22 protein-coding genes and 3 pseudogenes are annotated in these 22,785 nt (G+C 45.6%); 17 read left to right on the top strand and 8 right to left on the bottom strand.

Annotation, left to right across the window (positions count from 1 at the left end; genetic code table 11):
• A pseudogene (locus J7439_RS27530) lies at window positions 1-108 on the top strand (IS982 family transposase); the annotation flags it as partial.
• A gap of 187 nt (window positions 109-295) precedes the next feature.
• Here J7439_RS27530 and uppS read toward each other — a convergent pair.
• Both uppS and J7439_RS16855 read right to left on the bottom strand, forming a co-directional pair.
• A complete protein-coding gene (gene uppS, locus J7439_RS16850) occupies window positions 296-1,012 on the bottom strand; it encodes a polyprenyl diphosphate synthase (protein WP_209203129.1) in 717 nt (238 codons plus the stop codon).
• A 132-nt stretch (window positions 1,013-1,144) separates the two neighbouring features.
• Window positions 1,145-1,705 carry a hypothetical protein gene (locus tag J7439_RS16855; protein ID WP_209203130.1) on the bottom strand — a complete coding sequence of 187 codons (561 nt, stop codon included), beginning with the start codon at window positions 1,703-1,705 and terminating at the stop codon, window positions 1,145-1,147.
• A gap of 316 nt (window positions 1,706-2,021) precedes the next feature.
• Here J7439_RS16855 and J7439_RS16860 point away from each other — a divergent pair, with 316 nt between their 5' ends.
• The 3 genes from J7439_RS16860 to J7439_RS16870 all read left to right on the top strand — a co-directional run bounded on the left by J7439_RS16860 (window position 2,022) and on the right by J7439_RS16870 (window position 6,250).
• Window positions 2,022-3,254 (top strand): outer membrane beta-barrel protein, encoded by a 1,233-nt coding sequence (locus J7439_RS16860; protein WP_209203131.1) that lies wholly within the window; start codon window positions 2,022-2,024, stop codon window positions 3,252-3,254.
• A 166-nt stretch (window positions 3,255-3,420) separates the two neighbouring features.
• Complete coding sequence (locus tag J7439_RS16865) at window positions 3,421-3,987, top strand: polysaccharide biosynthesis/export family protein (protein ID WP_209203132.1); 567 nt, start codon at window positions 3,421-3,423, stop codon at window positions 3,985-3,987.
• Between the two features lie 61 nt (window positions 3,988-4,048).
• Window positions 4,049-6,250: a GumC family protein gene (locus tag J7439_RS16870; protein WP_209203133.1), complete on the top strand. Its 2,202-nt coding sequence runs from the start codon at window positions 4,049-4,051 to the stop codon at window positions 6,248-6,250.
• A 114-nt stretch (window positions 6,251-6,364) separates the two neighbouring features.
• Here the strand turns inward: J7439_RS16870 and J7439_RS16875 are convergent.
• The 5 genes and pseudogenes from J7439_RS16875 to J7439_RS16895 all read right to left on the bottom strand — a co-directional run.
• Window positions 6,365-7,237 (bottom strand): annotated as a pseudogene (locus J7439_RS16875) (IS982 family transposase).
• A 302-nt stretch (window positions 7,238-7,539) separates the two neighbouring features.
• Complete coding sequence (locus J7439_RS16880; RefSeq protein WP_209203134.1) at window positions 7,540-7,974, bottom strand: hypothetical protein; 435 nt, start codon at window positions 7,972-7,974, stop codon at window positions 7,540-7,542.
• Between the two features lie 6 nt (window positions 7,975-7,980).
• Window positions 7,981-8,301 carry a hypothetical protein gene (locus J7439_RS16885; protein ID WP_209203135.1) on the bottom strand — a complete coding sequence of 107 codons (321 nt, stop codon included), beginning with the start codon at window positions 8,299-8,301 and terminating at the stop codon, window positions 7,981-7,983.
• Window positions 8,302-8,959: 658 nt separating this feature from the next.
• Complete coding sequence (locus tag J7439_RS16890; protein WP_209203136.1) at window positions 8,960-9,490, bottom strand: helix-turn-helix domain-containing protein; 531 nt, start codon at window positions 9,488-9,490, stop codon at window positions 8,960-8,962.
• A 177-nt stretch (window positions 9,491-9,667) separates the two neighbouring features.
• A pseudogene (locus J7439_RS16895) lies at window positions 9,668-9,964 on the bottom strand (transposase); the annotation flags it as partial.
• A 162-nt stretch (window positions 9,965-10,126) separates the two neighbouring features.
• Between J7439_RS16895 and J7439_RS16900 the strand changes: the two are divergent.
• The 3 genes from J7439_RS16900 to J7439_RS16910 all read left to right on the top strand — a co-directional run bounded on the left by J7439_RS16900 (window position 10,127) and on the right by J7439_RS16910 (window position 12,007).
• Window positions 10,127-10,417, top strand: a complete 291-nt coding sequence (locus tag J7439_RS16900) for a nucleotidyltransferase family protein (protein ID WP_209203138.1) — start codon at window positions 10,127-10,129, stop codon at window positions 10,415-10,417.
• Window positions 10,414-10,779 (top strand): HepT-like ribonuclease domain-containing protein, encoded by a 366-nt coding sequence (locus tag J7439_RS16905; protein WP_209203139.1) that lies wholly within the window; start codon window positions 10,414-10,416, stop codon window positions 10,777-10,779. Before J7439_RS16900 ends, J7439_RS16905 begins: the two co-directional genes overlap by 4 nt.
• 175 nt (window positions 10,780-10,954) lie before the next feature.
• On the top strand, window positions 10,955-12,007 hold the full coding sequence (locus tag J7439_RS16910) for an IS110 family RNA-guided transposase (protein WP_209203140.1): 1,053 nt from the start codon (window positions 10,955-10,957) through the stop codon (window positions 12,005-12,007).
• A gap of 396 nt (window positions 12,008-12,403) precedes the next feature.
• Here J7439_RS16910 and J7439_RS16915 read toward each other — a convergent pair whose 3' ends face one another.
• Window positions 12,404-13,252 carry a transposase gene (locus tag J7439_RS16915; RefSeq protein ID WP_209203141.1) on the bottom strand — a complete coding sequence of 283 codons (849 nt, stop codon included), beginning with the start codon at window positions 13,250-13,252 and terminating at the stop codon, window positions 12,404-12,406.
• 674 nt (window positions 13,253-13,926) lie between these two features.
• Between J7439_RS16915 and J7439_RS16920 the strand changes: the two genes are divergently transcribed.
• The 10 genes from J7439_RS16920 to J7439_RS16965 are packed head-to-tail and all read left to right on the top strand — an operon-like array spanning window position 13,927 to window position 22,749.
• Window positions 13,927-14,649, top strand: a complete 723-nt coding sequence (locus J7439_RS16920; RefSeq protein WP_209203142.1) for a sulfotransferase family 2 domain-containing protein — start codon at window positions 13,927-13,929, stop codon at window positions 14,647-14,649.
• A 13-nt stretch (window positions 14,650-14,662) separates the two neighbouring features.
• Window positions 14,663-15,808, top strand: coding sequence for a capsular polysaccharide export protein, LipB/KpsS family (locus J7439_RS16925; protein ID WP_209203143.1), 1,146 nt, complete (start codon window positions 14,663-14,665; stop codon window positions 15,806-15,808).
• Window positions 15,801-16,973 carry an O-antigen polymerase gene (locus J7439_RS16930; RefSeq protein WP_209203144.1) on the top strand — a complete coding sequence of 391 codons (1,173 nt, stop codon included), beginning with the start codon at window positions 15,801-15,803 and terminating at the stop codon, window positions 16,971-16,973. The genes J7439_RS16925 and J7439_RS16930 overlap by 8 nt, the downstream gene beginning before the upstream one ends.
• A gap of 5 nt (window positions 16,974-16,978) precedes the next feature.
• Entirely contained in the window at window positions 16,979-17,767 is a 789-nt protein-coding gene (locus J7439_RS16935; protein WP_209203145.1) for a glycosyltransferase, read from the top strand.
• Entirely contained in the window at window positions 17,764-18,351 is a 588-nt protein-coding gene (locus tag J7439_RS16940) for a hypothetical protein (RefSeq protein WP_209203146.1), read from the top strand. Before J7439_RS16935 ends, J7439_RS16940 begins: the two co-directional genes overlap by 4 nt.
• Window positions 18,341-18,985 carry a haloacid dehalogenase-like hydrolase gene (locus tag J7439_RS16945; RefSeq protein WP_209203147.1) on the top strand — a complete coding sequence of 215 codons (645 nt, stop codon included), beginning with the start codon at window positions 18,341-18,343 and terminating at the stop codon, window positions 18,983-18,985. The genes J7439_RS16940 and J7439_RS16945 overlap by 11 nt, the downstream gene beginning before the upstream one ends.
• A 16-nt stretch (window positions 18,986-19,001) precedes the next feature.
• Complete coding sequence (locus tag J7439_RS16950) at window positions 19,002-20,024, top strand: NAD-dependent epimerase/dehydratase family protein (RefSeq protein ID WP_209203148.1); 1,023 nt, start codon at window positions 19,002-19,004, stop codon at window positions 20,022-20,024.
• A 56-nt stretch (window positions 20,025-20,080) separates the two neighbouring features.
• Window positions 20,081-20,929 carry a 3-deoxy-8-phosphooctulonate synthase gene (gene kdsA, locus J7439_RS16955; protein WP_209203149.1) on the top strand — a complete coding sequence of 283 codons (849 nt, stop codon included), beginning with the start codon at window positions 20,081-20,083 and terminating at the stop codon, window positions 20,927-20,929.
• Window positions 20,930-20,983: 54 nt separating this feature from the next.
• Window positions 20,984-21,772, top strand: coding sequence for a 3-deoxy-manno-octulosonate cytidylyltransferase (gene kdsB / locus J7439_RS16960; RefSeq protein WP_209203150.1), 789 nt, complete (start codon window positions 20,984-20,986; stop codon window positions 21,770-21,772).
• A gap of 23 nt (window positions 21,773-21,795) precedes the next feature.
• The gene (locus J7439_RS16965; RefSeq protein ID WP_209203151.1) at window positions 21,796-22,749 is read left to right on the top strand and encodes a KpsF/GutQ family sugar-phosphate isomerase; all 954 of its coding nucleotides are present in this window, start codon (window positions 21,796-21,798) and stop codon (window positions 22,747-22,749) included.
• The last annotated feature ends 36 nt before the right edge of the window (window positions 22,750-22,785 follow it).

The raw sequence follows: 22,785 nt of genomic DNA on the forward strand, positions 1-22,785 counted from the left end.
AACTTTGCTGTAAATCTGATAGCTGGCCTCATAGCCTATACCAGACAACCCAGAAAGCCTCATATTGATGTTTCTGTACTAACAGAAGGTGTACCCATGGCTTTCTGAGCGTCGAACTCACGTTAAAAAGCTTTTCCTCCGTACCTCCGTGGCAAAAAAGCTTTTAAAGGATTTAGCACGGTGTATAACTGCCATATCAGTGCAAGCTGTCTCCCGCTTCCCGCTTTAAGCAAAAGAATGCGTTCTATCTTTTACGGGTAGCGGGAAGCGGGCGGCGGGCAGCGAAAAAATGGGTTTATTCACTGCGGCCAAACCGGCGATGACGTTGCTGATAATCCGCAATCGCAAGATCGAGATCAGCCGGGGTAAAATCAGGCCAGAGTGTATCGCAGAAATAGAACTCCGCATATGCGCACTGCCACAACAGAAAGTTACTGATCCGCTGTTCACCGCTGGTGCGGATCAGCAGGTCCACCGGTGGGGTCGATGCTGTGGCGAGGCACTCTTCTATCTGTTCCGCCTGAATTGACAAAGGGTCAAGGTCCTGTGACTTGACGATGGTTGCAAGATGCCGGAATGCCTGGGTAATGTCCCACTGGCCGCCATAGTTGACCGCCACCAACAGCGTCATGGCCCGGCAATTAGCGGTGGCCGTTTCACACTGGTTGATGGCGTTCTGAATCGGCGGGCTCAATGCCGAAACATCCCCAATGATCTTCAGCCGGATGTCATGCTCCGCCAGCTTATTGGCTTCCCTTTCCAGGGCGTGCAGAAACAGCTGCATCAGGCCGCTTACTTCATCGGCAGGCCGTCGCCAGTTTTCACTGGAGAAGGCGAACAGTGTCAGGTGGGAAATGCCCCGTTCACGACAACGTTTGATCACCGCCCTGACCGTTTTCAGTGCAGCCCGATGGCCGGAAAGGCTTGGCAACAACTTGCGCCGCGCCCACCGGTTATTGCCGTCCATAATAATGGCAACGTGCTCAGGCAGTTTCGGTTCGGTATCAGTCATAACAATAAAAGACAACGGAAGACAGTTTGAAGAGTAAAGGCGTTATCTGAACAGGAATCAAAATTGACGAGAAGTAATAAAAGAGGGGGAGTTGCAGAAGGCTTCCGATGAAGGCCGGAAGCCTGCCACTGATCAGCTCGGGCTGACTGGAGAGGTCGGTTTATCGTTAGAACCACCAGATGCTGGTGGGGGAGGCGGTGGAGGTGTTGATGCCTCAGGAGCCGGAGCCTCAACTTCGGTATTTTCCGCTTCAAACTCGCCCTGTTCGGCGACAGTCTCTGTACTACTGCCAGTATCGCCACCCTGGACAACCTGCTGTTCGGCAACGTCTGCTGCCTGCTGAACGGCCTGCTGCGCAACCGGATCATTAGCCAGCTGTGCCGTAGCAGCGCGGGTAATGGTAGCTTTCTGAGCCGGTGCCGCCTGTACCGCAGCATAGACGATCTGAGGTGCCTGGTCCGGGTAGGCTCTAACGGCTTCGCTCACCAGGGCATTCAGCAGTTGAGGGTTATTGGCCAGCTGTGCTGCTGCATCAGCAATCAGGGATTCGACAGATACACCCTGAGTCTGAACCGCCTTGGCCAGTGCCTCGCTGGCAGGCATAAGGGTGAGATCGGTGGCCAGGTCCGCCTGGGCCACCCCTGTCATTGCAGACATTGCCAGAACGGCGGCTGCAATAAATTGTTTTTTCATGAAGGTCCTTCCGATTTCAATCGAGCCAGGAGCAGGCCATACCAAGGGGTTACCTAATTGCCAGTATTGCCTTTCTATAAATGATGCTGGTTTGACGAGTTTTCAAAAACTTGTAACGTCGTACAATACCAGCTGGAAATTATATTAACATGATCTTTATAATACAATCCGTGTCGCATAGTGGGCAGGGTTCGCTATATAACCTGTTCCTTAGTAAAAGTACGGTTTGGCCGTTGGTGCCACACTGTGTGACCTTACCAGACATTATATATGCCACTATCGGCAGTCATCACTGGACTACAGGGTAATAGAATTAATGAAGGGCTTGAATTTTAATCGACTGGCATTAGCGGTAGCATTGGCTGGTTATGCGGTAAGTGCCACAGCAGGAACCGGGGTAGAAGACGCTGGTCACATTAACCTCGGCCCCGTCGAAATGACCCCGATGGCAACCCTTGGTCTGGGCTACGATGACAACGTATACCGTGAAGGCAACGGTGAACTGGCCAACAAGGGCTCTGCGGTCTATAAGCTGGATGCCTCTGCTGCTTTCAAAGCGCAAAAAGGCATGAGCACCTATGAGGCCACGCTGGCCGCCAAAAACACCTCGTTCTCCAGCGAGTCTGATGCCAACTACATCGACTACGGCCTGACTGGAAAGATTCACGAAGACATCAACAGCCGCAACCGTTTAGATGCAGACTTCGATTTTGGTCGTTATCACGATGCTGGCTCCACCATCAATGGGGCAATTGATAAAGAAGCACCAGAATACACCCGCACTAAAGGTGGCCTGAAATACGGTTTCGGCAGTATGGAAGCGATGTTCCGTGTGGATCTGTTTGGTAATTACAACAAGCAGAAGTACCAGGAAACCAATGGCTCCGCCGAAGGCAACAACCGTAAAACCACTGAATACGGTGCCACGGCTTACTACCGTTTCATGCCAAAGACCGACGCCCTGATTGAAATCAAAAATCGTGAACTGGATTACACGGCAACCGGTCAGGATGGCTATGATGTCATCAGCTACCTGGTCGGTCTGAACTGGGAAGCCACCGGCAAAACCACCGGATATGCCAAACTGGGTCGACGTGAGCGCGACAGCAAAGCCGCCAATGTCGATAAAGACAGCTCAACCGGCTGGGAAGTGGGTGTGAGCTATATGCCATTAGAGCACTCAGTATTCCAGCTGAGCACCAGCCGCGACTACGGTTTTGACTCTGAAGACCCAAGTGCAACCAATCCACTGTTTACCGACGGCTCGACTTATTCCCTGAACTGGAATCACAAGTGGACCGCTAAAATTGCCACGAATGCCAACTACAGCTTCACTAAAGAAGACATTGAAAACGCTTCCGGTGTGGTACAGAAAGACCGTACCATCAACCGGTTTGGCCTGTCTGTTGACTGGAACGTGATGCGAAACGCCACTGTTTCTCTGGCTTACGACCACACGGATCGTGACGAAAGCAACAAAGTGGTTAACGGTGGTGCCGACAGCTATAAGCGCGGTGCGTACATGCTGACTGGCACTATTGCACTCTAACAGGGTTGCAAACCCACAGGCATAAAAGACGTCAAAGGTTTTTTATCTTCCACAGGCTGGTGTAAAATCCGGCCTGTTTTTTTATCCATTTCCGGAAACCCCTGCGAGTAGAAGACGTTCAGGGCCATTGAAGATTACTCCGAGACGCAACATCAACCAGGTCTTAATGATGAAATCCGTTTTGCTCAACCCATTTTCAAGCCTGAAGAAAGGCCTGCTGCTTGCGCTGCTTATCTTCAGTGGCTATTTGTCCGCCGCCGAACCCATGAGCCTCTCCCGCTACGAGCTGGGGTCCGGTGATAAAATCAATATCTCGGTCTACGGCGAGGAGGATATGGACAAGCAACTGATCCTCAGCGATGCCGGTACCGTCTCCTATCCGTTTCTGGGTGAGTTTAAAGCCAAAGGCTTAACAGTAGGCCAGCTGGAGCAGATGATCACCAAACGGCTGAAGCAAGGCTATTTTATTGACCCGAGAGTCAGTGTTGGCATCGTCGAGTATCGAAAATTTTTCGTCAGCGGAGAGGTTAAATCTCCCGGCGGTTTCCAGTTTGAGCCTGGCCTTACCCTGGAAAAGGCGGTGGCGCTGGCGGGAGGCTTTACCCAGCGTGCCTCTAAGCGCGGCATTACGGTCACCCGTGAAGAAAATGGCCAGCCAAAGGAGCGGGAACTGTCTCTGAACGACTCCGTCTTCCCCGGCGATATTATCGTGATCAGCGAGAGCTTCTTCTGATTTATCACCCTGGTTTTTAGTGCTGCTCCTGAACAGCCGCTTTAAATGGTTATACAACCCCATGAATACAGAAACCAAACCCATATCGCCACCCACTCGGGCTCCTGCCTTGCCGGGTGACGACATCATCGATCTGCGACAGATCTTTCATGTACTGAACAGCCATCGCTGGGCCATTGCCGGTTTTACCGCTGCTGTCACTCTGGTGGCCATACTGGTGGTGTTCTCCATGACGCCCATCTACCAGGCTACGGCCACCCTGCAGATTGAGCAGGAACAGGCCAAGGTGGTCTCCATTGAAGAGATCTATGGCATCGAAGGGGGTAACGACAGCTATCTGAACACCCAGTTTGAGGTGCTGAAATCCCGTGGTGTGCTGGAAAAAGTGGTCAACAAACTGAACCTGCTGAACAACCCGGAATTCAACACCACGCTGCGAGAAGCGCCATGGTACGCCGGGCTATTGAACTGGCGGGGCTGGTTTGGTCTGGAAACACCGCAGGAAGGGGATGATGCGGCGATTATTATGCGGGACACCATCAATGTGTTGAGCAGCCACGTCAGCATTGAGCCGGTGCGTAAAACCCAGATCGTGAAAATTCACGCGGAATCAGAAAACCCGCAACTGGCTGCAAAAATCGCCAACGCCATTGCCAATGCTTATATCGAATCCTATATGGAGTCGAAACTGTCGTTGACGCTGAACGCCACCGACTGGATGCAGGGTCGACTGGGCGAACTGTCTGAAAAACTGAAAGTAGCCGAGCAAGAACTTCAGGACTATCGGGAAGAAGAGCAGCTGATCGATATTGAAGGGGTGCTTACCGTCTCCAGCAACGAACTGAAAGCCCTGACCGAGTCCCTGGTGCAGGTGCGCAACAAGCTCACTGTCTCTGAAAACATCTATAAGCAAATCCGCTCCGGTCATCTGCGAAAAGGCGACAACCAGACCTTGCAGGCCGTGTTACAGCACCCGCTGATTCAGGATCTGAAAAGCGATGAGTCCAAACTCGAACGACAGGTATTGGAACTGTCCCGCCGCTACGGACCGAAACACCCAAAGATGATCTCTGCCCGCTCCGAGCTGGAAAGTATTGGTGAAAACCTCAATATGCAAATCCGCAATATTGTGGAAGGGGTTGAGCGGGAGTACGAAATCGACAAGGCCAACGAAAAGAGCCTGCAGGCTGCCGTGAACGTGGTGAAAGCCAAAGTGCAGGAGATCAACCGCAAGCAATTCCGTCTGCGGGCTTTAGAGCGTGAAGTACAGACCAACAAAGACCTGTACGATGCTTTCTTTAAACGTATCCAGGAAACCTCGGCCACCAGTGACCTGCAAACCGCCAATGCCCGTATTGTGGATAAAGCGTTTGTTCCAGAGATTCCGGTCAAGCCCAAGAAGAAGCTGATTATTGCCATCGCAGCGCTGCTTGGGTTGATGATCTCCTGCGGTATCGCCTTCCTGCTGGAAATGCTCAACAACACCATCCGCACCACCAAAGATGTGGAAGAGAAGCTCAACCTGCCGGTACTTGGTGTACTGCCGAAGCTCACGGATAAAAGCCTGCATGACCATGTCTTTAGCCTGTTTAACGACAAAAGCCAGCACGCCTTTGGAGAAGCGGTACGCACCATCCGGACCAGCATTAACCTGACCGCCATGGATCAGCAGCACCGGCTGTTTGCGGTTACCTCCACGGTACCCGGCGAGGGCAAATCTTCGACTGCATCGAACCTGGCGCTGGCACTGGGGCAGCTGGGCAAAACCCTGCTGGTGGACTGTGACCTGCGCCGCCCGGTGGTGGGTAAGAACTTCCACATTAAAGGAGGCTCTGTTGGGCTGGCCAACCTGCTGGCCGGTACTGCAAACGTCAATGATGCCGTGCATAAGCTGGAAGGCATTGATGTAATCCCCTGTGGCCTGGTGCCACCCAACCCACAGGAGCTGCTGTCGTCCGAACGGTTCTCTGCCCTGCTGAAAAAACTGCGGGAGCATTATGACTATGTGGTGCTGGACTGCCCACCGGTACAGAACGTCAGCGATGTGCTGATGGTCTCCCGCCACTGCGACGGACTGGTCTATGTGGTGGAAGCCGGTCGTATGCAATCCAGCGCCGTCAGCACTGCCGTTGGCCGACTGCTGCAGGCCCGGGCACCTGTTACTGGCGCGGTGTTGAACAAGATCAACCCGAAAGCCAAAGATACTTACGGATACAACCAGGGGTATTACGACTCCACCGGTTATTATTCAGGAGCTTCTTAAGGCCTACCTTAAGGCGCTGCCCGCTCCCCGCTCCCCGAAAAAGATTTGCTTGTGCTTTTACGGGTAGCGGGCGGCGGGAAGTGGGTCGCGACCTTTTCAACGTGAGTTCGTCGCTCATAAAGCCATAGAAACCCCTTCAGTCAGCACTGTTATATCAATATGGGGCTTCTTGGGTTGACGGGTATAAGCAATCAGCCCTGCTATCAGATTTACCGCAAAGTTGAATGGTGCCGAGTGTGCTCTATCTGAGAAATATTTTTCAATTGATCATTCACACTTTCAATCACTGCTCGTTTTCGCAGCATCGCTTTATCAAAGGCTTTTAGCTCCTTTGGCTTCATATTCTTCCGGACCTTCGTTACCAGGTTCAGCCCTTTTTCTTTTAGCCAGGCAACTAACTTCTCTGAGATATAGCCTTTATCGCCATAAAGCCAGCCTGCCAGCTCTCCAACGAGATCGGGTACTGGCTTACGATCATCGGTATTCGCTGGCGTCAAACAAAACGACAGAATATCCCCCAGATGGTTAATGACAAGATGAAGCTTGAAGCCAAACTTCCAGCCTGTAGATGTTTTTCCTCGCTTCGCCTCTTCCGAGAACACCTTGTGGCTTTTAATCCGGTGATTATCACAAACGACTATTGGCGTGGAATCAATAAATGACAACCCGGTTGGCTGCCCCATGCACTGAGTCTTGATAAACAGTCAATGGTATCAATGCCTGCTTCATAAGCTCTACGAATCGATTGTAAGAAACAAGATTGGGGAAGCAGTCAGATTTATGCTTCACAATGAGGTTGAGGTAATAGTGCTTAAAATCTTGGAAAGCGCTCTGGTGGAAATAAACGATGATGGTCATTATTTCACTGAGTGAGAGCTTCGATATAGAAGGGGGCTTATTGGCATTACAGATAAGCTGCTTATGCCACTCTGGTTCGAAAATCAGGCAGAAATCATCAATATCACAGAATACACTCGTCATAGACATGGAGCCTCCGGTTAGCTGTCTATGGTCTGGTATCCGAAAGATAGCTATTGATCAGGGGCTCCTTGTCTTTTTTGCGTCGAACTCACGTTGATTAATAGCGCCATCAAAGAAAAGCTGATTGCAGAAAAGTGGCACTTCCATGACCTGAAAGCAAAAGTAGTATCGGATCATGAAGGACTGGTATCCGGACACAAAACCCTAGCCAAGAAGGTTTACATCCGTAAAACACAGGAAGTCAAAGGAACGAGATGAAGAAAACGAAGGTACAAAAAAAGACCATCTCAGGCCTTTTTTTTATGCGACTATTGTCGAGCAATAATCATGAACCAAAGTGCTATTAAGAGGCTATTTTTTTGGCCGCTTTTTTTTGGGAATTTTTTTGGGAAACGACCATGGCAACTGTTGACGATAAAACCCTGCAGCTTTTTCCAGCCACTTTTATCGGCCTGCTGCATTTCACGTATGGCCTGTAACAGCTCCGTATTAATCCGAAACACCAACTCACCGGAACAGACCTGAATCTGCGCCTTGCTCAGGGTCAGTTTCAGGTTCGCCACCAACTCTGCTTTCTTCCGGCCAATATCCGAAATGTACAACAGTGGAAACGCCTCCTCACTGAGTTCAGCAATCAAGTGGCAGGCATACTCCATGGCACCTTTACCACTCACCTGGTGCAACTCAAACAGCGGCCGGGTCGCTACCCTGAGTCGCTTATCCCACCCGGGATTGGTTAACAAAAGGTTCTACTGTTGCGTCACCATCAAACCACAACCAACCAGCATACCCAGCTTACCGGGGACCAGTGGCTTTTCAGCCGTGACCTTCTCAATACCCATATACTGGTAGGAACCATGAAACAGGGCATTACAGGGAGCGCAGATGGGAACATCCGTTCTCAGATAGGTATCGATACGCGGCTGATAATAAGGCACCACCCATTCACCCGATGGCCTGCCACAGCAATAACAGCTGATGGCATCGTCACTTTCGCGGCTATCCACAAGCTGCATTTCAACCGCCATCTGGTCGGTAACCTGCTGCCAGAGAAAATCTATACCACCCATTACCACTGCCAGGGGAGATTTAAAAAAGTGGCAGAGTTTACATGAATTTTATGAGTTTTGTCGGAGGAAAAAACGCTGCCCGCTGCCCGAAAAAGCACCACGCTTATCTTTTTCGGGAAGCGGGCAGCGGGAGGCGGGTAGCGGTCTTTAATAACCCACCGTCACAACTGACTTATTCAATAGACAAACATCATCTAATACAAAAAAATCCCATAATTCAGTCCATTTCAAGCACAAAAACGACTCCGGATAATTTTCAGAACCCTTCAAATCATAGGTACCTTAGGGGCAGCAGCTTGAGACACCATTGTGGCAAATACACAACCAGGGAGTACATCCACGAATAGAATATACTATTGTCGTCTATTGATTTACTTATGGATCAACGTAAAATTTGCCACTGTCATTACAGGCCTGAAAATGGCCAGATCGTAACGTTTCCTATCTGCCTGAACAATCCAATGGCTTAGCCACTGGGTGTTTTCCTTATTAGCCAGATAGTGCGGCTTACAGCATTGAACGCGCGACTTGCCGCAAAAAAATACCCCCGATCACACAATTTAACCCTGGTTGTTTCGATAAATACCCCTAATTCGATGGGCGGTAGCGTCTCTGCGAGGTTATAAACCCGGGCCAGCACACTTTCTACGACCATCATCTATGCAGAACTACTGGCGAATTTCCGCACTATCCGGCTGACGGTTGTATAGTGCAGGCCCACATAATCAGCAATCTCGGTAAGGCTATCACCGCCGGAGTGATAAGCAGAAATAATAGCCTCATCACGATAACTGGCTGCTTCCAGAAAGTGGCTAAGAGGTGGAGCAGTTTTCCGCCGCTGCTTATGGGGCACTTCAGAAAGAACTGCTTTCCCTTTGGGTTTATAGGCCAACTGTTTGTTGATGAAATTATCGTCGCCCAGATAGAACTGCTGTTTAAGGTGCTCCCAGATATTTACGCCAACGCCCTCGGCAACAAACCGGGCAAAGCTGACAATGGCTTCATCACGATCACTGCCAAAATAGAGCAGCGTGGCATCAGTGGCCAGCCAGGATGGAGAATCAAACAGCCCAGTGGTATAGCAGTAACTACTCCACGGCCACTCATCCGGCGACTTGACCATTTTGGCTCTGACCGGGTTTAACACGACGTACCGGCTCAGCTCCATAAGGTAAGCATCTTTATCCACAAGAATGGATTTATAAGTAGTTGGCCAAATGGAATCGTATATTTCTGGCTAAGTGGGCAGTCACTATGCAAGGCACACCGAAGGGAGCATAGCCTTAGCTATGTGACCGGAGTTGTAACGCCGCAGAGTGACTGTCCACTTAGTCAGAAAATACGATTTCATATGGTTAACTACTTAGCGCCCCTGGAAAAGATCACCTACCCGTCCGTACTTACGATTGAACCGAACCGTGTAAACGCCATTGAGCTGTCGCATACCTGCGGATAAATTAGCATCCGGCGTTTCTACCACCAAATGGTAATGATTGGTCATCAGGCAGAACGAATGAACTACCCAGTTAAACCACACACTTGCCAGAGTATCGAGAAACAATTGAAAATCGGAATCCTCACGGTAGATAGGTTTGCGTTCATTGCCACGAGAAGTTACATGCATCAAAGCACCAGCGTACTCAATTCGTAGAGGCCTGCTCATTTCCATAGACTTCATTTTTATTGATAGAACTGGAAAAGTAGACCAATTAATCAATGATGCACAATGAAAGACCTGCCCCCGGTTTCCGGTTTTTGACCCTGTTCTTCACAAAAATAGATATGTTAAAGTAAATGTAGAAACGACTACTGGCTGAGGCACCCCATGAGACCATCGGCAGCATTAAAAAAATACCGGGCAAAGATCAAAGCCGTTATAAAAGAACATAAAGCAGCTAATGCCCGGGTATTTGGCTCTGTATTGAATGGAACCGACACCGAAACCAGTGACCTTGACATACTGATTGACCCGGGTCAGGACATGACCCTGTTTGATATTGGAGCGATTCGTCACAAACTCAAGCAGTTAACTGGTGTAGAAGTCGACATCCTGACTCCTGGCTCACTTTCAGACACGATCAGAGATGAAGTCCTTTTGCAGGCAAAGCCCATATGAAAGGGAAAAATGCACTGAGGCTAGTGGAGTATCTTTCTCACATAGTTGAGGCAGTGGGGCGAATACAAGCGTACATCGCTGATTTGAAGAGTGAACAAGAATTTTACGAAAACACGCTCGTTCAGGATGCAGTCATCCGAAACCTTGAAATTATTGGTGAAGCCAGCAACAACGTTGATAAACACTTTCCTCAGTTTGTGAAAGATCACAAAGATGTACCTTTTATTTATGCCTATGAAATGAGAAATGCCCTTGCTCATGGCTACTTTAAAGTTGACCTTCCCATTGTCTGGCAAACCATTGAGAATGATTTGCCTGCATTAGCAAGCAGTGTTCAGAAATTAATTGAATCAATTGAATAGATGAGCCTGAGTATCTGTTGTGCAATAGCTCATTTTTGATAATACACGACGTAAATGTGCACAATGAAAGACCTAATGGAATGGTCCGCCCCGCTCCCAAAACGGCTTCAAATGAGCCAAAATAGAATGAGTTTGGTAGGACATCATTCAAAATAAGAAACGGAGCGAACCATCCATGGGCAAGGTTAACAAATCAGGAGCTAATCAAAAAGGCCAGGTTGCTTTTCTCGGAATTGATCTGAGCAAAAAGAGTTTCCAGCTACATGGTGTTGATGCCAAAGGTCATGTGGTTATCAAAAAGAAACTTAATCGCAAAGCACTCTTGCCCTTTATTGCCAATCTGCCTCAATGCGCTATTGGCATGGAAGCTTGTGGAGGTTCACACTACTGGTGTCGTAAATTTACTGAACTGGGTTATGACGTTCGTATTATGGCTCCCCAGTTCGTAAAACCATACGTAAAGTCGAACAAGAATGATGCTGCTGATGCTGAGGCTATCTGTGAAGCAATGCAACGGCCCAGCATGCGCTTTGTACCAACCAAAACAATTGAGCAGCAGGATATTCAGAGCCTGCACAGAATACGCAGCCAGGCCGTGGCCAGAAGGACTGCATTGGGTAACCAGATCAGAGGTTTGTTAATGGAATACGGGGTCATTATTCCCAAGGGCATAGCCTTCATCCGTAAACAGATCCCCCTGGTTCTGGAAGATGCTGAAAACGGTTTAACAGTGTTGTTCCGTGAACTGCTCAGTGAACTGTACGAAGAGATGAAACACCTGGACGAGCGAGTAGAAAAGCTTGAACAAAAGCTCGAAACCATTGCAGCCAATAATGTAGCTTGCAAACTATTGCTAACCATACCCGGCATTGGGTTGCTCAGTGCTACGGCACTGTTTGCTGCGATTGGTGATATATCAGCATTTAAAAATGGCAGGGAAATGGCTGCCTGGCTGGGCTTGGTGCCAAAGCAACAATCGACCGGTGGCGTGCCCACGTTGCTGGGGATCAGTAAACGGGGCGATACTTACCTGCGAACCCTGTTGATACACGGTGGCAGAACCGTTGTCAGGGTAGCCGACAAACACGACCATCGCTGTAATAACTGGATTAAAGAGCTTGATCAGCGCAGGGGCAAGAATATATCAGCAGTGGCTGTTGCCAATAAAAACGCTCGCATTGCCTGGGCTGTGTTAACCAAGAAAGAGCCGTACAAGGCAGCTGCATGAACATGGCCATTAAACTATTAGACATTTGTCGTTAGACAAGAAAAGCAAAAGCGGTTAATCAGTGTAAGAAGCCTGCAACGAGTTGCGCGGATAAAGTTCAAATGATGGCATAAAAGGTAAGACCTGCACTCCCTTGAACCTGACCGGGGTCAGGGCCCGTAGAGGCCGAAGACCTGATGAGGTGGGAGTGAGCGGATTCCATCAGGGCCAGAGGCATTGAGACCTCCCCCCAAAGGCCGGATATATGGAAGCATTACTCTTTAGTCATGATGGAAAACTTATCCTTGCAAAGCGGGGCGGACCATATATGACCTCGGTTTTTGTGACAGTAATGTCACCCGGCTACCCGACCTGCGAGGTTATAAACCCGAGCCAAGACACTGTTACAGCCATTATCTATACAGAACCACTGTCGGATTTGCGCAATATCCGGCTGACTGTTGTATAGTGCAGGCCAACATAATCAGCAATCTCGGTAAGACTATAACCGCCGGAGTGATAGGCAGAAATAATAGCCTCATCACGATAACTGGCTGCTTCCAGAAAGTGGCTGAGTGGTGGAGCGGTTTTTCGGCGCTGCTTATGGGGCACTTCAGAAAGAGCTGTTTTCCCTTTGGGCTTATAGGCCAACTGTTCGTTGATGAAATTATCGTCGCCCAGATAGATCTGCTGTTTAAGGTGCTCCCAGATATTTACGCCAACGCCCTCGGCAACAAACCGGGCAAAGCTGACAATGGCTTCATCACGATCACTGCCAAAATAGCCCAGCGTGGCATCAGTGGCCAGCCAGGGTGGAGAATCAAACAGGCCAGTGGTATAGCAGTAACTGCTCCACGGCCACTCATCCGGCGACTTGACCATTTTGGCTCTGACCGGGTTTAACACGACGTAGCGGCTCAGCTCCATAAGGTAAGCATCTTTGTCCACAAGAATGGATTTATAGCGCCCCTGGAAAAGATGACCTACTCGACCGTACTTACGATTGAACCGAACCGTGTAAACGCCATTGAGCTGTCGCATACCTGCGGATAAATTAGCATCCGGTGTTTCCACCACCAGGTGGTAATGATTGGTCATCAGGCAGAACGAATGAACTACCCAGTTAAACCGTTCACACACTTCTGCCAGGGTATCGAGAAACAATTGAAAATCGGAATCCTCACGGTAGATGGCTTTGCGCTCATTGCCGCGAGAAGTTACATGCATCAAAGCACCAGCGTACTCAATTCGTAGTGGTCTGCTCATTTCCATACACTTCATTTTTATTAATGGAACTGGGAAAGTAGACCAATAAATCAATTATGCACAATGAAAGACCTGACCCCGGTTTTCCAACCATGGTTACCCATGGCTATGCAAAACTCGCTTCCGGCTGATGGTTAATCTTTACCGGGTAGGAGTCGAACCCACTGGATTTCAACGAATGATTTCAGTTTATAAAACCTCCCACATTCTCAGGCTTCGCCTGTCGCCATCAAGACTTGACCCCGGTTTTATCAACCCTTAAGGGAAACATAGCCTGACCCCGGTTTTTTTAATGGAACTGGAAAAGTAGACCAATTAATCAATGATGCACAATGAAAGACCTGACCCCAGTTTCTTGACCCCAGTTTCTGGGTGCTAAACTATTAAACAATTGACGTTAAACAAGAAAAGCAAAAGCGGTTAATCAGTGTAAGAAGCCTGCAACGAGTTGCGTGGATAAAGTTCAAATGATGGCATAAAAGGTAAGACCTGCACTCCCTTGAACCTGCTCGGGGTCAGGGCCCGTAGAGGCCGAAGACCTGATGAGGCGGGAGTGAGCGGATTCCATCAGGGCCAGAGGCATTGAGTCCTCACCCGAAGGCCGGATATATGGAAGCATTACTCTTTAAAAGCCGTTGTGACAACTTTTCCTTGCAATGCGGGGCGGACCATATATGACCCCGGTTTCCGGTTTTCCTTGTGCGGTTTTCCTTGTGAAAAAAAGTATGAGCTTAAATAGAAAGAAAATAAGGTACCTCGTACCCGAACAATTCAGGGAGTATATACAAAAGGTTAGAGGTAAGAGTGTGTATCATGATTACTATGATAAGCTCGAATGTATATACATACATATACCAAAAGCAGCAGGGTCCAGTGTTGGAATGGCTCTATTTGGTACTGACAAACCAGGTCATTATCCAATAAAAGATTTTGAATGGGAGAATGAAAAAAAATTCAACAAATATTACAAGTTTACTTTTGTAAGAAACCCATATTCAAGACTGGAGTCTGCGTTTTTTTATCTAAAAGAGGGAGGTAAAAGCGATAGAGATAAGGAGTTTTCAAGAAAATTCATCTCTAAATATAAGTCTTTTGAAGACTTCATTACTAATGGATTGCAGGAAGACTCTATTAAAAATTGGATTCATTTCATTCCTCAATGTGATTTTTTAATCAATCATGATGGTTTAATCGACGTAGATTTCATTGGAAAACTTGAAAATATTGAAATTGACTTCATTGAGGTTTGTGAAAAATTAAACATAAAGCGCAGCCTTTGCTTTGAAAACAGAACAAAACAGAAAAAAAGTGTGCTCTATACCAAAAACATGAAAGAAATAGTAAACACTATTTACAAGAATGATTTTGAGTTATTAGGATATGAGAAAAAGATTTAAGGAAGCATTATAAGTGAACATATTAATTTACATTGACGCACTGGAGCGATATCGTTTTTTTAATCGGATAAAAGACAAAGGCAACAATATAACATACGTTACCCACCTTCTATCTGTATACATCCTCACAAAAATCAAAAATCAGAACTGCGTTCTTGTAAGAACAAACAAAGCAAATACTTTAAAGCGAGTTCAAAACACTGTTGATGACCTAGATGGTGGATTAGCGAGCAAAAGTTTGAATGAAATCTACTCATCTATTTTTAATATCACAAAAACCTTAACGGAAAATACAAGATATGATTTTGCTTTTGTCTGGAATGGCCAAAGAATATTCCAAAGAGCATTTGCTGATGCAGTAATTTCAGAAGGAGTTAAAATTAAGTTTTTTGAAATAACGAATTTACCCGGAAAAATTCAGGTTGATGATAAAGGTGTTAATGCCCAATCTTCCTTCCTATCAAGATTGATTAATTGTGAGGGACGATCAAATAAACAGGACTGGATAGATTGGAAAAGGAATTTTCAAGACACTGCTGATAAAAAAATAGTAGGCCAAGTAACACTACTAAAAAAAATCAATTTATATTATTTATTGGATTATATTGGCGTTTTGCTGTTAGGTTGCTTAGAAGTAGAGAAAAACTCTTTTTTTAAAAAGCTTATAAAAAAGATAAACTACAAAAAGCAAATGATACCAAATGAAGGAATACCAGAAGGTTATATTTTTTTTCCTCTACAGGTTTCATCAGACAGCCAAGTTTTGATTAATTATCATGGAGACCTTTTTTCAGCATTGGATGAAGCTTTAGTTATCGCAAAAACTCACAAACTCACTCTGGTTATCAAACCTCACCCCGCTGAAACAGACCTTGCTCTTCTGAAGATATTGCTGGATAAAAAAAGTAGGCATAATTTTATTATTTCTAATTCAAACACAATTGATTTAATAAAGTCAGCAAAAAAAATTATCACTATTAATTCAACAGTAGGACTTGAGGCTCTACTACTAGAAAAAGAGGTGTATTTCCTAGGGGAAAGTATCTATAAAAACATTAGCGAAGCAGAAATGGCCAATTTGATTTTAGATATTTTCATCGATGTAGATTATTTCTCAAAAAAACAATTCCTGATAGGTGATGTTTTAAATAATGAATGAGATAGATAGCTTAAGCCAAAAAACAAAAAGAAGTTGGTTGTCACCACCTGTTGTTTTCTTGTCAGTTTGGTTGCTAGTTTTTATACTATACTCCTTTAGACTTTCTAACCAACTAATATTCACCTCTATTGAAGTTTTTAAAGTTTTAGGCTCAATTGCGGCTTTTTTTTTACTTGGTTATATATTATCTTTTATTTTTTTAAAAGGAAGTAGCCTGCGAAATTATCAGGTCATAGAATCTGATATAAGTAAACTTAAGAATTGGTTTTATTTTTGGGTTGTAGTTACAGTTTGTGAAATAATATTATCCGGTGGCGTACCTATGCTTTGGTATCTAACGGGTATATCAAAAACATACTTCGACTTCGGCATCCCTGGTCTTCATGGCTTGATGAATGCCTTACTATTAACAATTTCGCTGAATGCCTATATCTCCTATTTAACGACTCAGAAAAAAGAGTATCTTTTCTTCGTCTTCTTTATAATATTCTGGGGAATATTTGTTATAGCAAGACAGCTTGTCGTCGTATATTTACTTGAGATTTTGTTTGTTTACTGCTTGTATCAACCCAAAAAAATTGTACTAAAGAGTTTGTTGAAAATTTTTTTCCTCACCATACTTTCCATACTTATTTTTGGTTGGGTTGGCGACTTCCGAAATGGTAGAGAAGTTATTATTGCAATATCTTCACTAAGCTTCCATTATCCAGACTGGTTGCCATCAGGTTTTCTATGGGTCTATATGTATTTGGTTACACCTATAAACAACCTTATTAACGCTACAATCTATTTTGAACCTTCTGACTATAGTTTTTTTAATACAACTATATCCCAGCTTTTACCAAGCTTTTTAAGAAGAGCTATTTATGGTGTGCAAGTAGCATTTGAGCGAGAATGGTTATATGCAAGATCATTTACTGTGTCATCAGCATTTATCAACCCCTTCAATGACGTAGGTTTTAAAGGGATTGTTATTTTTTCTTTATTTATTGGGGCAGTTTCTTCATTCGTATGGCACTACACAAAAAAGTCATTTTTGTTTTTAGCCGCTGTTATTTTACAGTGCCTAGCTCTTTCTGTTTTTGTAAATCACTTTTTCTACCTTCCTGTAATATCTCAACTTTTTTGGTACTTTGTGATTAGCCACAGATTTAAATTTAAGTAAAACATATGAATAAGCCTGTTGTATTACTACCCTGTCACAACTCTCATGATGCGTTAATAAAAAGTTTAGAATCACTTAAAGGTGGTGATGTTGATATTTGCATTATTGATGATGGTTCAAAAGTAGCATTAAAAGCCAAAGAGTTGGAGAATTGCATATCTCATAACCAGAAACTTCATGTGCAGAGGTTTGATGTTAATATTGGTATCACTAAAGCCTTAAATTATGGATTGAAATTTCTTAGTGGAAAGGGATATAAACATTTATTTAGACTTGATGCCGGTGATATTTTTTTAAAACAAAAAATCAAGAAACAGCTAGGTTATATGAATGATAATAATCTAGTTCTCTGCGGAACATATGTAGAGTTCATAGATGAACAAGGAAACCACCTCTACAACTTCACCCCACCAACCAACCACAAAGACCTTTGTAAAGCTTTAAAACAATATAACCCATTCATTCACCCATCCGTATTATTTGACCTTGATAAAATATTGGAACTTGGTGGTTATCCTGATAACTATCCAGCACTTGAAGACTGGGCTCTATTTCTCGAAGTTTCTAAAAAGTATAAAGTTGGAATATTGCCAGAAGTGCTTCTTAAGTACGAAGTATCCTCCACCAGTATTTCTACAACCAGAAGGCGGGAACAGGCTAAAAGTAAAGTAAAGTTACTTTGGGATAACTTTGAACCTAATTTGCACTCAATAGTTGGCTTGGCCAGAAATATTGCCATTTGCTATCTCCCAAGGAACCTCCTCACCTTATTAAAAAGTAAGATTTATAAATGAAAGTAGTTAATGCGACAAATGAACATTTTTCTGAATTTTATAACACTATTTACCAAAGTGTTTGCAAAAACATCTCTGCAAAAGTACTTGTTATAGGCATAGCCAGTGGTGGTCTTCCCTTAATGGAAGGCCTAAGTCATTTCTTAAATAGCAAAGGTGTCAACACAATATCACAGGAAATTATTTGTAGAAGACCAACTACCAAGCTTAAAAAAAACAACCCTATTACGTCAAAGTTATTTCATTCCATTTTAAAAATATTGCCTACTTTTATTTTGAATTACCTGAGAGTTATAGAACATAATATTTTATCGAAACGTAGGGTGTCTGATATAGCTCGCGAGATAGTCTTCAATGGTAAGATGCCCAGAGAACAATTCGACGCCATAATTGTTATTGATGATGCTATTGACAGTGGTTATTCATTTAAATCTGTCTTTAATTACATAACTGAAAACGTTAAGACAAAAAATCTGTTTACTGCTGCATTTGTTATTACACAAAACAAACCTGTTTTTGAACCAGACTTTTATTACATAAAAGATGTATTAATCCGATTCCCTTGGTCAAGTGATGCAAAATAGAAAAATTGCCGTATTTGATTTTGATGAAACTTTAATTTCTGTCAATTCTTTCCCCTTGTGGTGTAAGTGGCTACTTACGAAATCGATCAGGGAATTTAAGCTCACACTAGTCTTTAAGTTGTTTTTTTTATTTTCTGAAAGAAAGCTGTTAAAGACTATTACCCACACGAGTTTCAAAGAACAATTGTGCGCATTAAAATACCCATCGAGTTGGGATTTTGATTTTTCAGACTATCTAAATGATAAACAATGGAATGAAGAGATAGTCAATGAGTTGCTCGAACACAAAAAAAATAGCAACTATGTTTTAGTGACATCAGCAGCACCTACAAAGTATTTACTCCCTATTATAAAATCACGCTTAAGTACTCAAGTCGATAAAATAATAGGGAGTTCAATTGATAATCATGTCTACCTTGACAACTATAAAGAAAACAAGGTTGCCAGTTTGTATCAAGAGAATATAAAAAATATTGACTTTTTATATACAGATTCGCTTGATGATTTGCCTCTAATGAAAATAGCAGATGAGGTTAACTTCATTCTAGATAAGAGTGCAAAATTGCCCGTTATCAAAGATGCTTTACATCAGCACCATATCAACAATGTTAATTTTATTAAAGTAAATAATTGAGGCATATATTTCACCAATGAATGTAGCAGCCATCTTCGGCGGAACCGGCTTCATCGGCACCTATTTCGCACTGGAATTGCTCCAGTCTAAAAACTACTCAAAAGTTTACCTGTTCGATATCGCCCCCGTCTGTGAAAAACGTTTTCTGCCATTGTTAAAACCTTTTCTTGATAACGGGAAAATCATTTACCAGTATTGTGATGTCAGAAAACCCATCACTGAACAAATTGATAACAAAGAATCCAACCTAAACCTGATTGCCAATTTTGCCGCCATCCACCGAGAACCTGGCCACGAACCCGAAGAGTATTACGAAACCAACCTGCTGGGCGCAGAAAATGTCTGCGAATGGGCAAACAACGTCAGCTGCAAAGATATCATCTTCACCAGCAGCATTGCCCCATACGGCCCATCAGAAACCCCGAAAACGGAAAACTCTATACCTGTACCGATCTCCGCTTATGGGGGCTCTAAACTTGCCGCCGAGAAAATCCACATCACCTGGCAGCATGAAGACAAGGCCAATAAGCGTTTAACTATCGTCAGACCCGGTGTTGTCTTTGGTGCCGGTGAAGGGGGTAACGTATCACGGCTAATTAAAGCCGTATTAGGTCGTTACTTCTTCTACATGGCGAATAAAAACACTCGTAAAGCAGGTACCTACGTTAAAGAGCTATGCAGGGCAATGCTCTGGGTTCATGACTCAACAGAGGACAAAAATAATGTGCGCCTGTTCAATATGAGCATGAATCCCGGCCCTTCAGTGGAGGAGTATGTAAACACCATCTGTGAAGTGGCAGGTATAAAACGCTTTGTACCTTCGGTACCTTACGCACTGCTTTATCCAGCATCATTTGTGGTTGATGCACTTGCACGTCTGCTGAAAATAAACCAGCCAATCAGCCCTGTACGTATCCGCAAACTGGTTAAATCAAACCATATTTTGCCAGAATACCTTGAGAAGCAGGGTTACCCCTACCGTTATACCCTGAAGTCGGCCTTGGAAGACTGGAAAGAGCAAATGCCCAGTGAGTGGTAACCACCACACTATTTTTTCAAATATTCCACCATTCCATTTTTTTGAAAGTCTGAATCATGAATCATACTGTCACTTTGCCCAGCGGCACCCTATCCAACACCTCCCCCTTCACCCTCTTCGGCGGCATCAACGTCCTCGAAGACCTGGACTTCACATTAAGAGCCTGCGAACACTACAAAACCGTCACCGACAAACTCAACATCCCCTTCGTCTTCAAAGCCAGCTTCGACAAAGCCAATCGGTCCTCAATTCACTCTTACCGTGGCCCCGGCCTGGAAGAAGGCTTGCGAATCTTCGAAGCGGTAAAACAACAGCTGGAAGTACCGGTAATCACAGACGTACATGAAACAGCCCAAGCTAAACCGGTGGCAGAAGTGGTAGACGTATTGCAACTACCCGCCTTCCTGGCAAGACAGACCGACCTTGTAGTGGCGCTGGCAGAAACCGGCAAGCCCATCAATATCAAAAAGCCTCAGTTCCTAAGCCCGCACCAAATGGGCAATATCGTCGATAAATTCCGTGAAGCCGGTAACGACCAGCTAATCCTCTGTGACCGTGGAACCTGCATGGGCTATGACAACCTGGTAGTGGATATGCTGGGCTTTAATGTTATGAAACAGATCAGCGGTGGTTGTCCAGTCATTTTTGACGTAACCCATGCCCTGCAGTGTCGTGACCCAATGGGGGCCGCTTCTGGTGGTCGTCGTTCACAGGTCAGCGAACTGGCCAGAGCGGGTATGGCAGTGGGCATTGCCGGACTGTTCCTGGAAGCCCACCCTGACCCTGACCAGGCAAAATGCGATGGCCCAAGTGCCCTGCCACTGGTTAAGCTGGGACCATTTTTGCGACAGATGCAGGCTATTGATGATCTGGTGAAAAGCTTCCCGCCTCTGGATACTCACTGAAAAGCTGTAAAGCTGTAAAGCTGTAAGCCTTAAGCTGTAAAGATTATTACTCCCATGACCTGTAAAATTGTGATACCTGCCCGGTACGGCTCTTCACGCCTGCCGGGCAAGCCTTTGTTGGATATTGCCGGTAAGCCAATGGTGCAGCATGTCTTTGAGCGTGCTGTTGAAGCCGGTTTTAATCCGGAAACAGAAATTGTTATTGCTACGGATCATCAGGATATTCTTGACGCTGGCCGTCGTTTTGGTGCGGTTACGGTGATGACTGCCATTGATCATGCCAGCGGTACGGTTAGACTGGCTGAAGTTGCACAATTACTGAACTGGCCGGAACAGACCATTGTCGTTAATTTGCAAGGGGATGAACCCTTAATGCAACCAGCCTATATTCGGGCCGTTGCGGATAATCTGGCAAGGGCTTCAGCGGGCATTGCCACGCTAGCTACCCCCATCACGACAGCAGAAGATATTTTTGACCCCAATGTGGTGAAAGTGGTGGTGAATGCGGAACAGCTTGCCATGTACTTTAGCCGGGCTCCCATTCCATGGGGAAGGGATAATTACTCCGGTAACACCATCAATCAACTCACCGTTGAAAATTCTAACGCTCTGCGTCACCTGGGGCTTTACGCTTACCGTGTAGAAACCCTCCAAAAACTGGTAACCACCCAACCACCTGCAATGGAACAGTTTGAAGCCCTCGAACAACTCCGGGCACTCTGGCTGGGTATCCCTATTCACGTTGCCATGGTTAGTGAAACACCGGGCCATGGTGTGGATACCGACGCTGATCTGGAACGGGTAAGAGCACAACTTAGCCAGGCCACCCAACCTGAATACTGAAACAGTTAGGGAAGAGGTAATTTATGGAACTCATAATATTGAAAAGCACCATTAAGGCTGCCATTGCGGAACAGGCTAATGCTCTGGTGAGTCTCAGCGACCGTGTGAATGACGACTACGCTAATGCCGCTGAACTTATGTTTGCCTGCAAGGGTCGTGTGATTATTTCCGGTATGGGTAAATCCGGCCTGATTGGAAAAAAAATTGCGGCTACCCTGGCTTCCACTGGCACCCGCAGCTTTTTTATGCATCCGGCAGAAGCCTACCACGGTGACTTGGGGATGGTGCGTTATGACCAGTATGCCGACCTGCTGGTGCTGATTTCCTACAGTGGTGAAACCGATGAAGTATTGAAACTGATTCCACCTCTGAAGCGGTTTGGTAATAAGATTATCGCTATTACCGGTGGGCTGGATTCAACCCTTGCCAGAAATGCCGACGTGGTGTTGGATGCTTCTGTGGCCAGCGAGATCTGCCCCCATAATCTGGCACCAACCACATCCACCACTGCGGCTCTTGTTATTGGTGATGCACTGGCAGTGGCACTGATGAAATTGCGGGATTTTCAGCCGGAAGAATTTGCTAACTATCACCCCGGAGGCAGCCTGGGCAGGCGTTTGCTGACCCGGGTCAAGGATATGATGGTTTCCGATAACCTGCCCTTTGTTCAGCCTGATTCTTCCATGAGTTCGGTGATTGTAGCAATGACAGAAAGCCGAACCGGTTTGGCACTGGTGACTGAAGGTGATTTACTCCGGGGTGTGATTACCGATGGGGATTTAAGACGCTATCTCCTCGACCATAAATCATTAGAGGACGTATTTGCCAAAGACCTGATGAGCGAACACCCTGTTTGTATCAATGCCGATGCCATGCTGGTTGAGGCAGAAAGCCTGATGAAGGATAAACACATTAAGTGGTTAGTTGCTCTCAATAAAGACGAAAAGGTAGTCGGCTTGCTGGAATGGGCTGTGTAATTTTGATGCCTTTGAACCATAAAAATTTTCCGGGGG

This window comes from Salinisphaera sp. G21_0, from assembly GCF_017744115.1.
In the GTDB taxonomy this organism is placed as follows: Bacteria; Pseudomonadota; Gammaproteobacteria; order Pseudomonadales; family Endozoicomonadaceae; genus Endozoicomonas.

Excerpts from the sequence above, each read along its gene's own strand:
- J7439_RS16870 (WP_209203133.1), top strand. The coding sequence starts at position 4,049 with ATGAATACAGAAACCAAACCCATATCGCCACCCACTCGGGCTCCTGCC.
- J7439_RS16950 (WP_209203148.1), top strand. The coding sequence starts at position 19,002 with ATGAATGTAGCAGCCATCTTCGGCGGAACCGGCTTCATCGGCACCTAT.
- J7439_RS16965 (WP_209203151.1), top strand. The coding sequence starts at position 21,796 with ATGGAACTCATAATATTGAAAAGCACCATTAAGGCTGCCATTGCGGAA.
- kdsA (WP_209203149.1), top strand. The coding sequence starts at position 20,081 with ATGAATCATACTGTCACTTTGCCCAGCGGCACCCTATCCAACACCTCC.
- J7439_RS16915 (WP_209203141.1), bottom strand. The coding sequence starts at position 13,252 with ATGAGCAGACCACTACGAATTGAGTACGCTGGTGCTTTGATGCATGTA.
- J7439_RS16930 (WP_209203144.1), top strand. The coding sequence starts at position 15,801 with ATGAATGAGATAGATAGCTTAAGCCAAAAAACAAAAAGAAGTTGGTTG.
- J7439_RS16885 (WP_209203135.1), bottom strand. The coding sequence starts at position 8,301 with ATGGGTGGTATAGATTTTCTCTGGCAGCAGGTTACCGACCAGATGGCG.
- J7439_RS16900 (WP_209203138.1), top strand. The coding sequence starts at position 10,127 with ATGAGACCATCGGCAGCATTAAAAAAATACCGGGCAAAGATCAAAGCC.
- uppS (WP_209203129.1), bottom strand. The coding sequence starts at position 1,012 with ATGACTGATACCGAACCGAAACTGCCTGAGCACGTTGCCATTATTATG.
- J7439_RS16940 (WP_209203146.1), top strand. The coding sequence starts at position 17,764 with ATGAAAGTAGTTAATGCGACAAATGAACATTTTTCTGAATTTTATAAC.
- J7439_RS16855 (WP_209203130.1), bottom strand. The coding sequence starts at position 1,705 with ATGAAAAAACAATTTATTGCAGCCGCCGTTCTGGCAATGTCTGCAATG.
- J7439_RS16910 (WP_209203140.1), top strand. The coding sequence starts at position 10,955 with ATGGGCAAGGTTAACAAATCAGGAGCTAATCAAAAAGGCCAGGTTGCT.
- J7439_RS16945 (WP_209203147.1), top strand. The coding sequence starts at position 18,341 with ATGCAAAATAGAAAAATTGCCGTATTTGATTTTGATGAAACTTTAATT.
- J7439_RS16865 (WP_209203132.1), top strand. The coding sequence starts at position 3,421 with ATGATGAAATCCGTTTTGCTCAACCCATTTTCAAGCCTGAAGAAAGGC.
- J7439_RS16860 (WP_209203131.1), top strand. The coding sequence starts at position 2,022 with ATGAAGGGCTTGAATTTTAATCGACTGGCATTAGCGGTAGCATTGGCT.
- J7439_RS16905 (WP_209203139.1), top strand. The coding sequence starts at position 10,414 with ATGAAAGGGAAAAATGCACTGAGGCTAGTGGAGTATCTTTCTCACATA.
- J7439_RS16920 (WP_209203142.1), top strand. The coding sequence starts at position 13,927 with ATGACCCCGGTTTCCGGTTTTCCTTGTGCGGTTTTCCTTGTGAAAAAA.
- J7439_RS16935 (WP_209203145.1), top strand. The coding sequence starts at position 16,979 with ATGAATAAGCCTGTTGTATTACTACCCTGTCACAACTCTCATGATGCG.
- kdsB (WP_209203150.1), top strand. The coding sequence starts at position 20,984 with ATGACCTGTAAAATTGTGATACCTGCCCGGTACGGCTCTTCACGCCTG.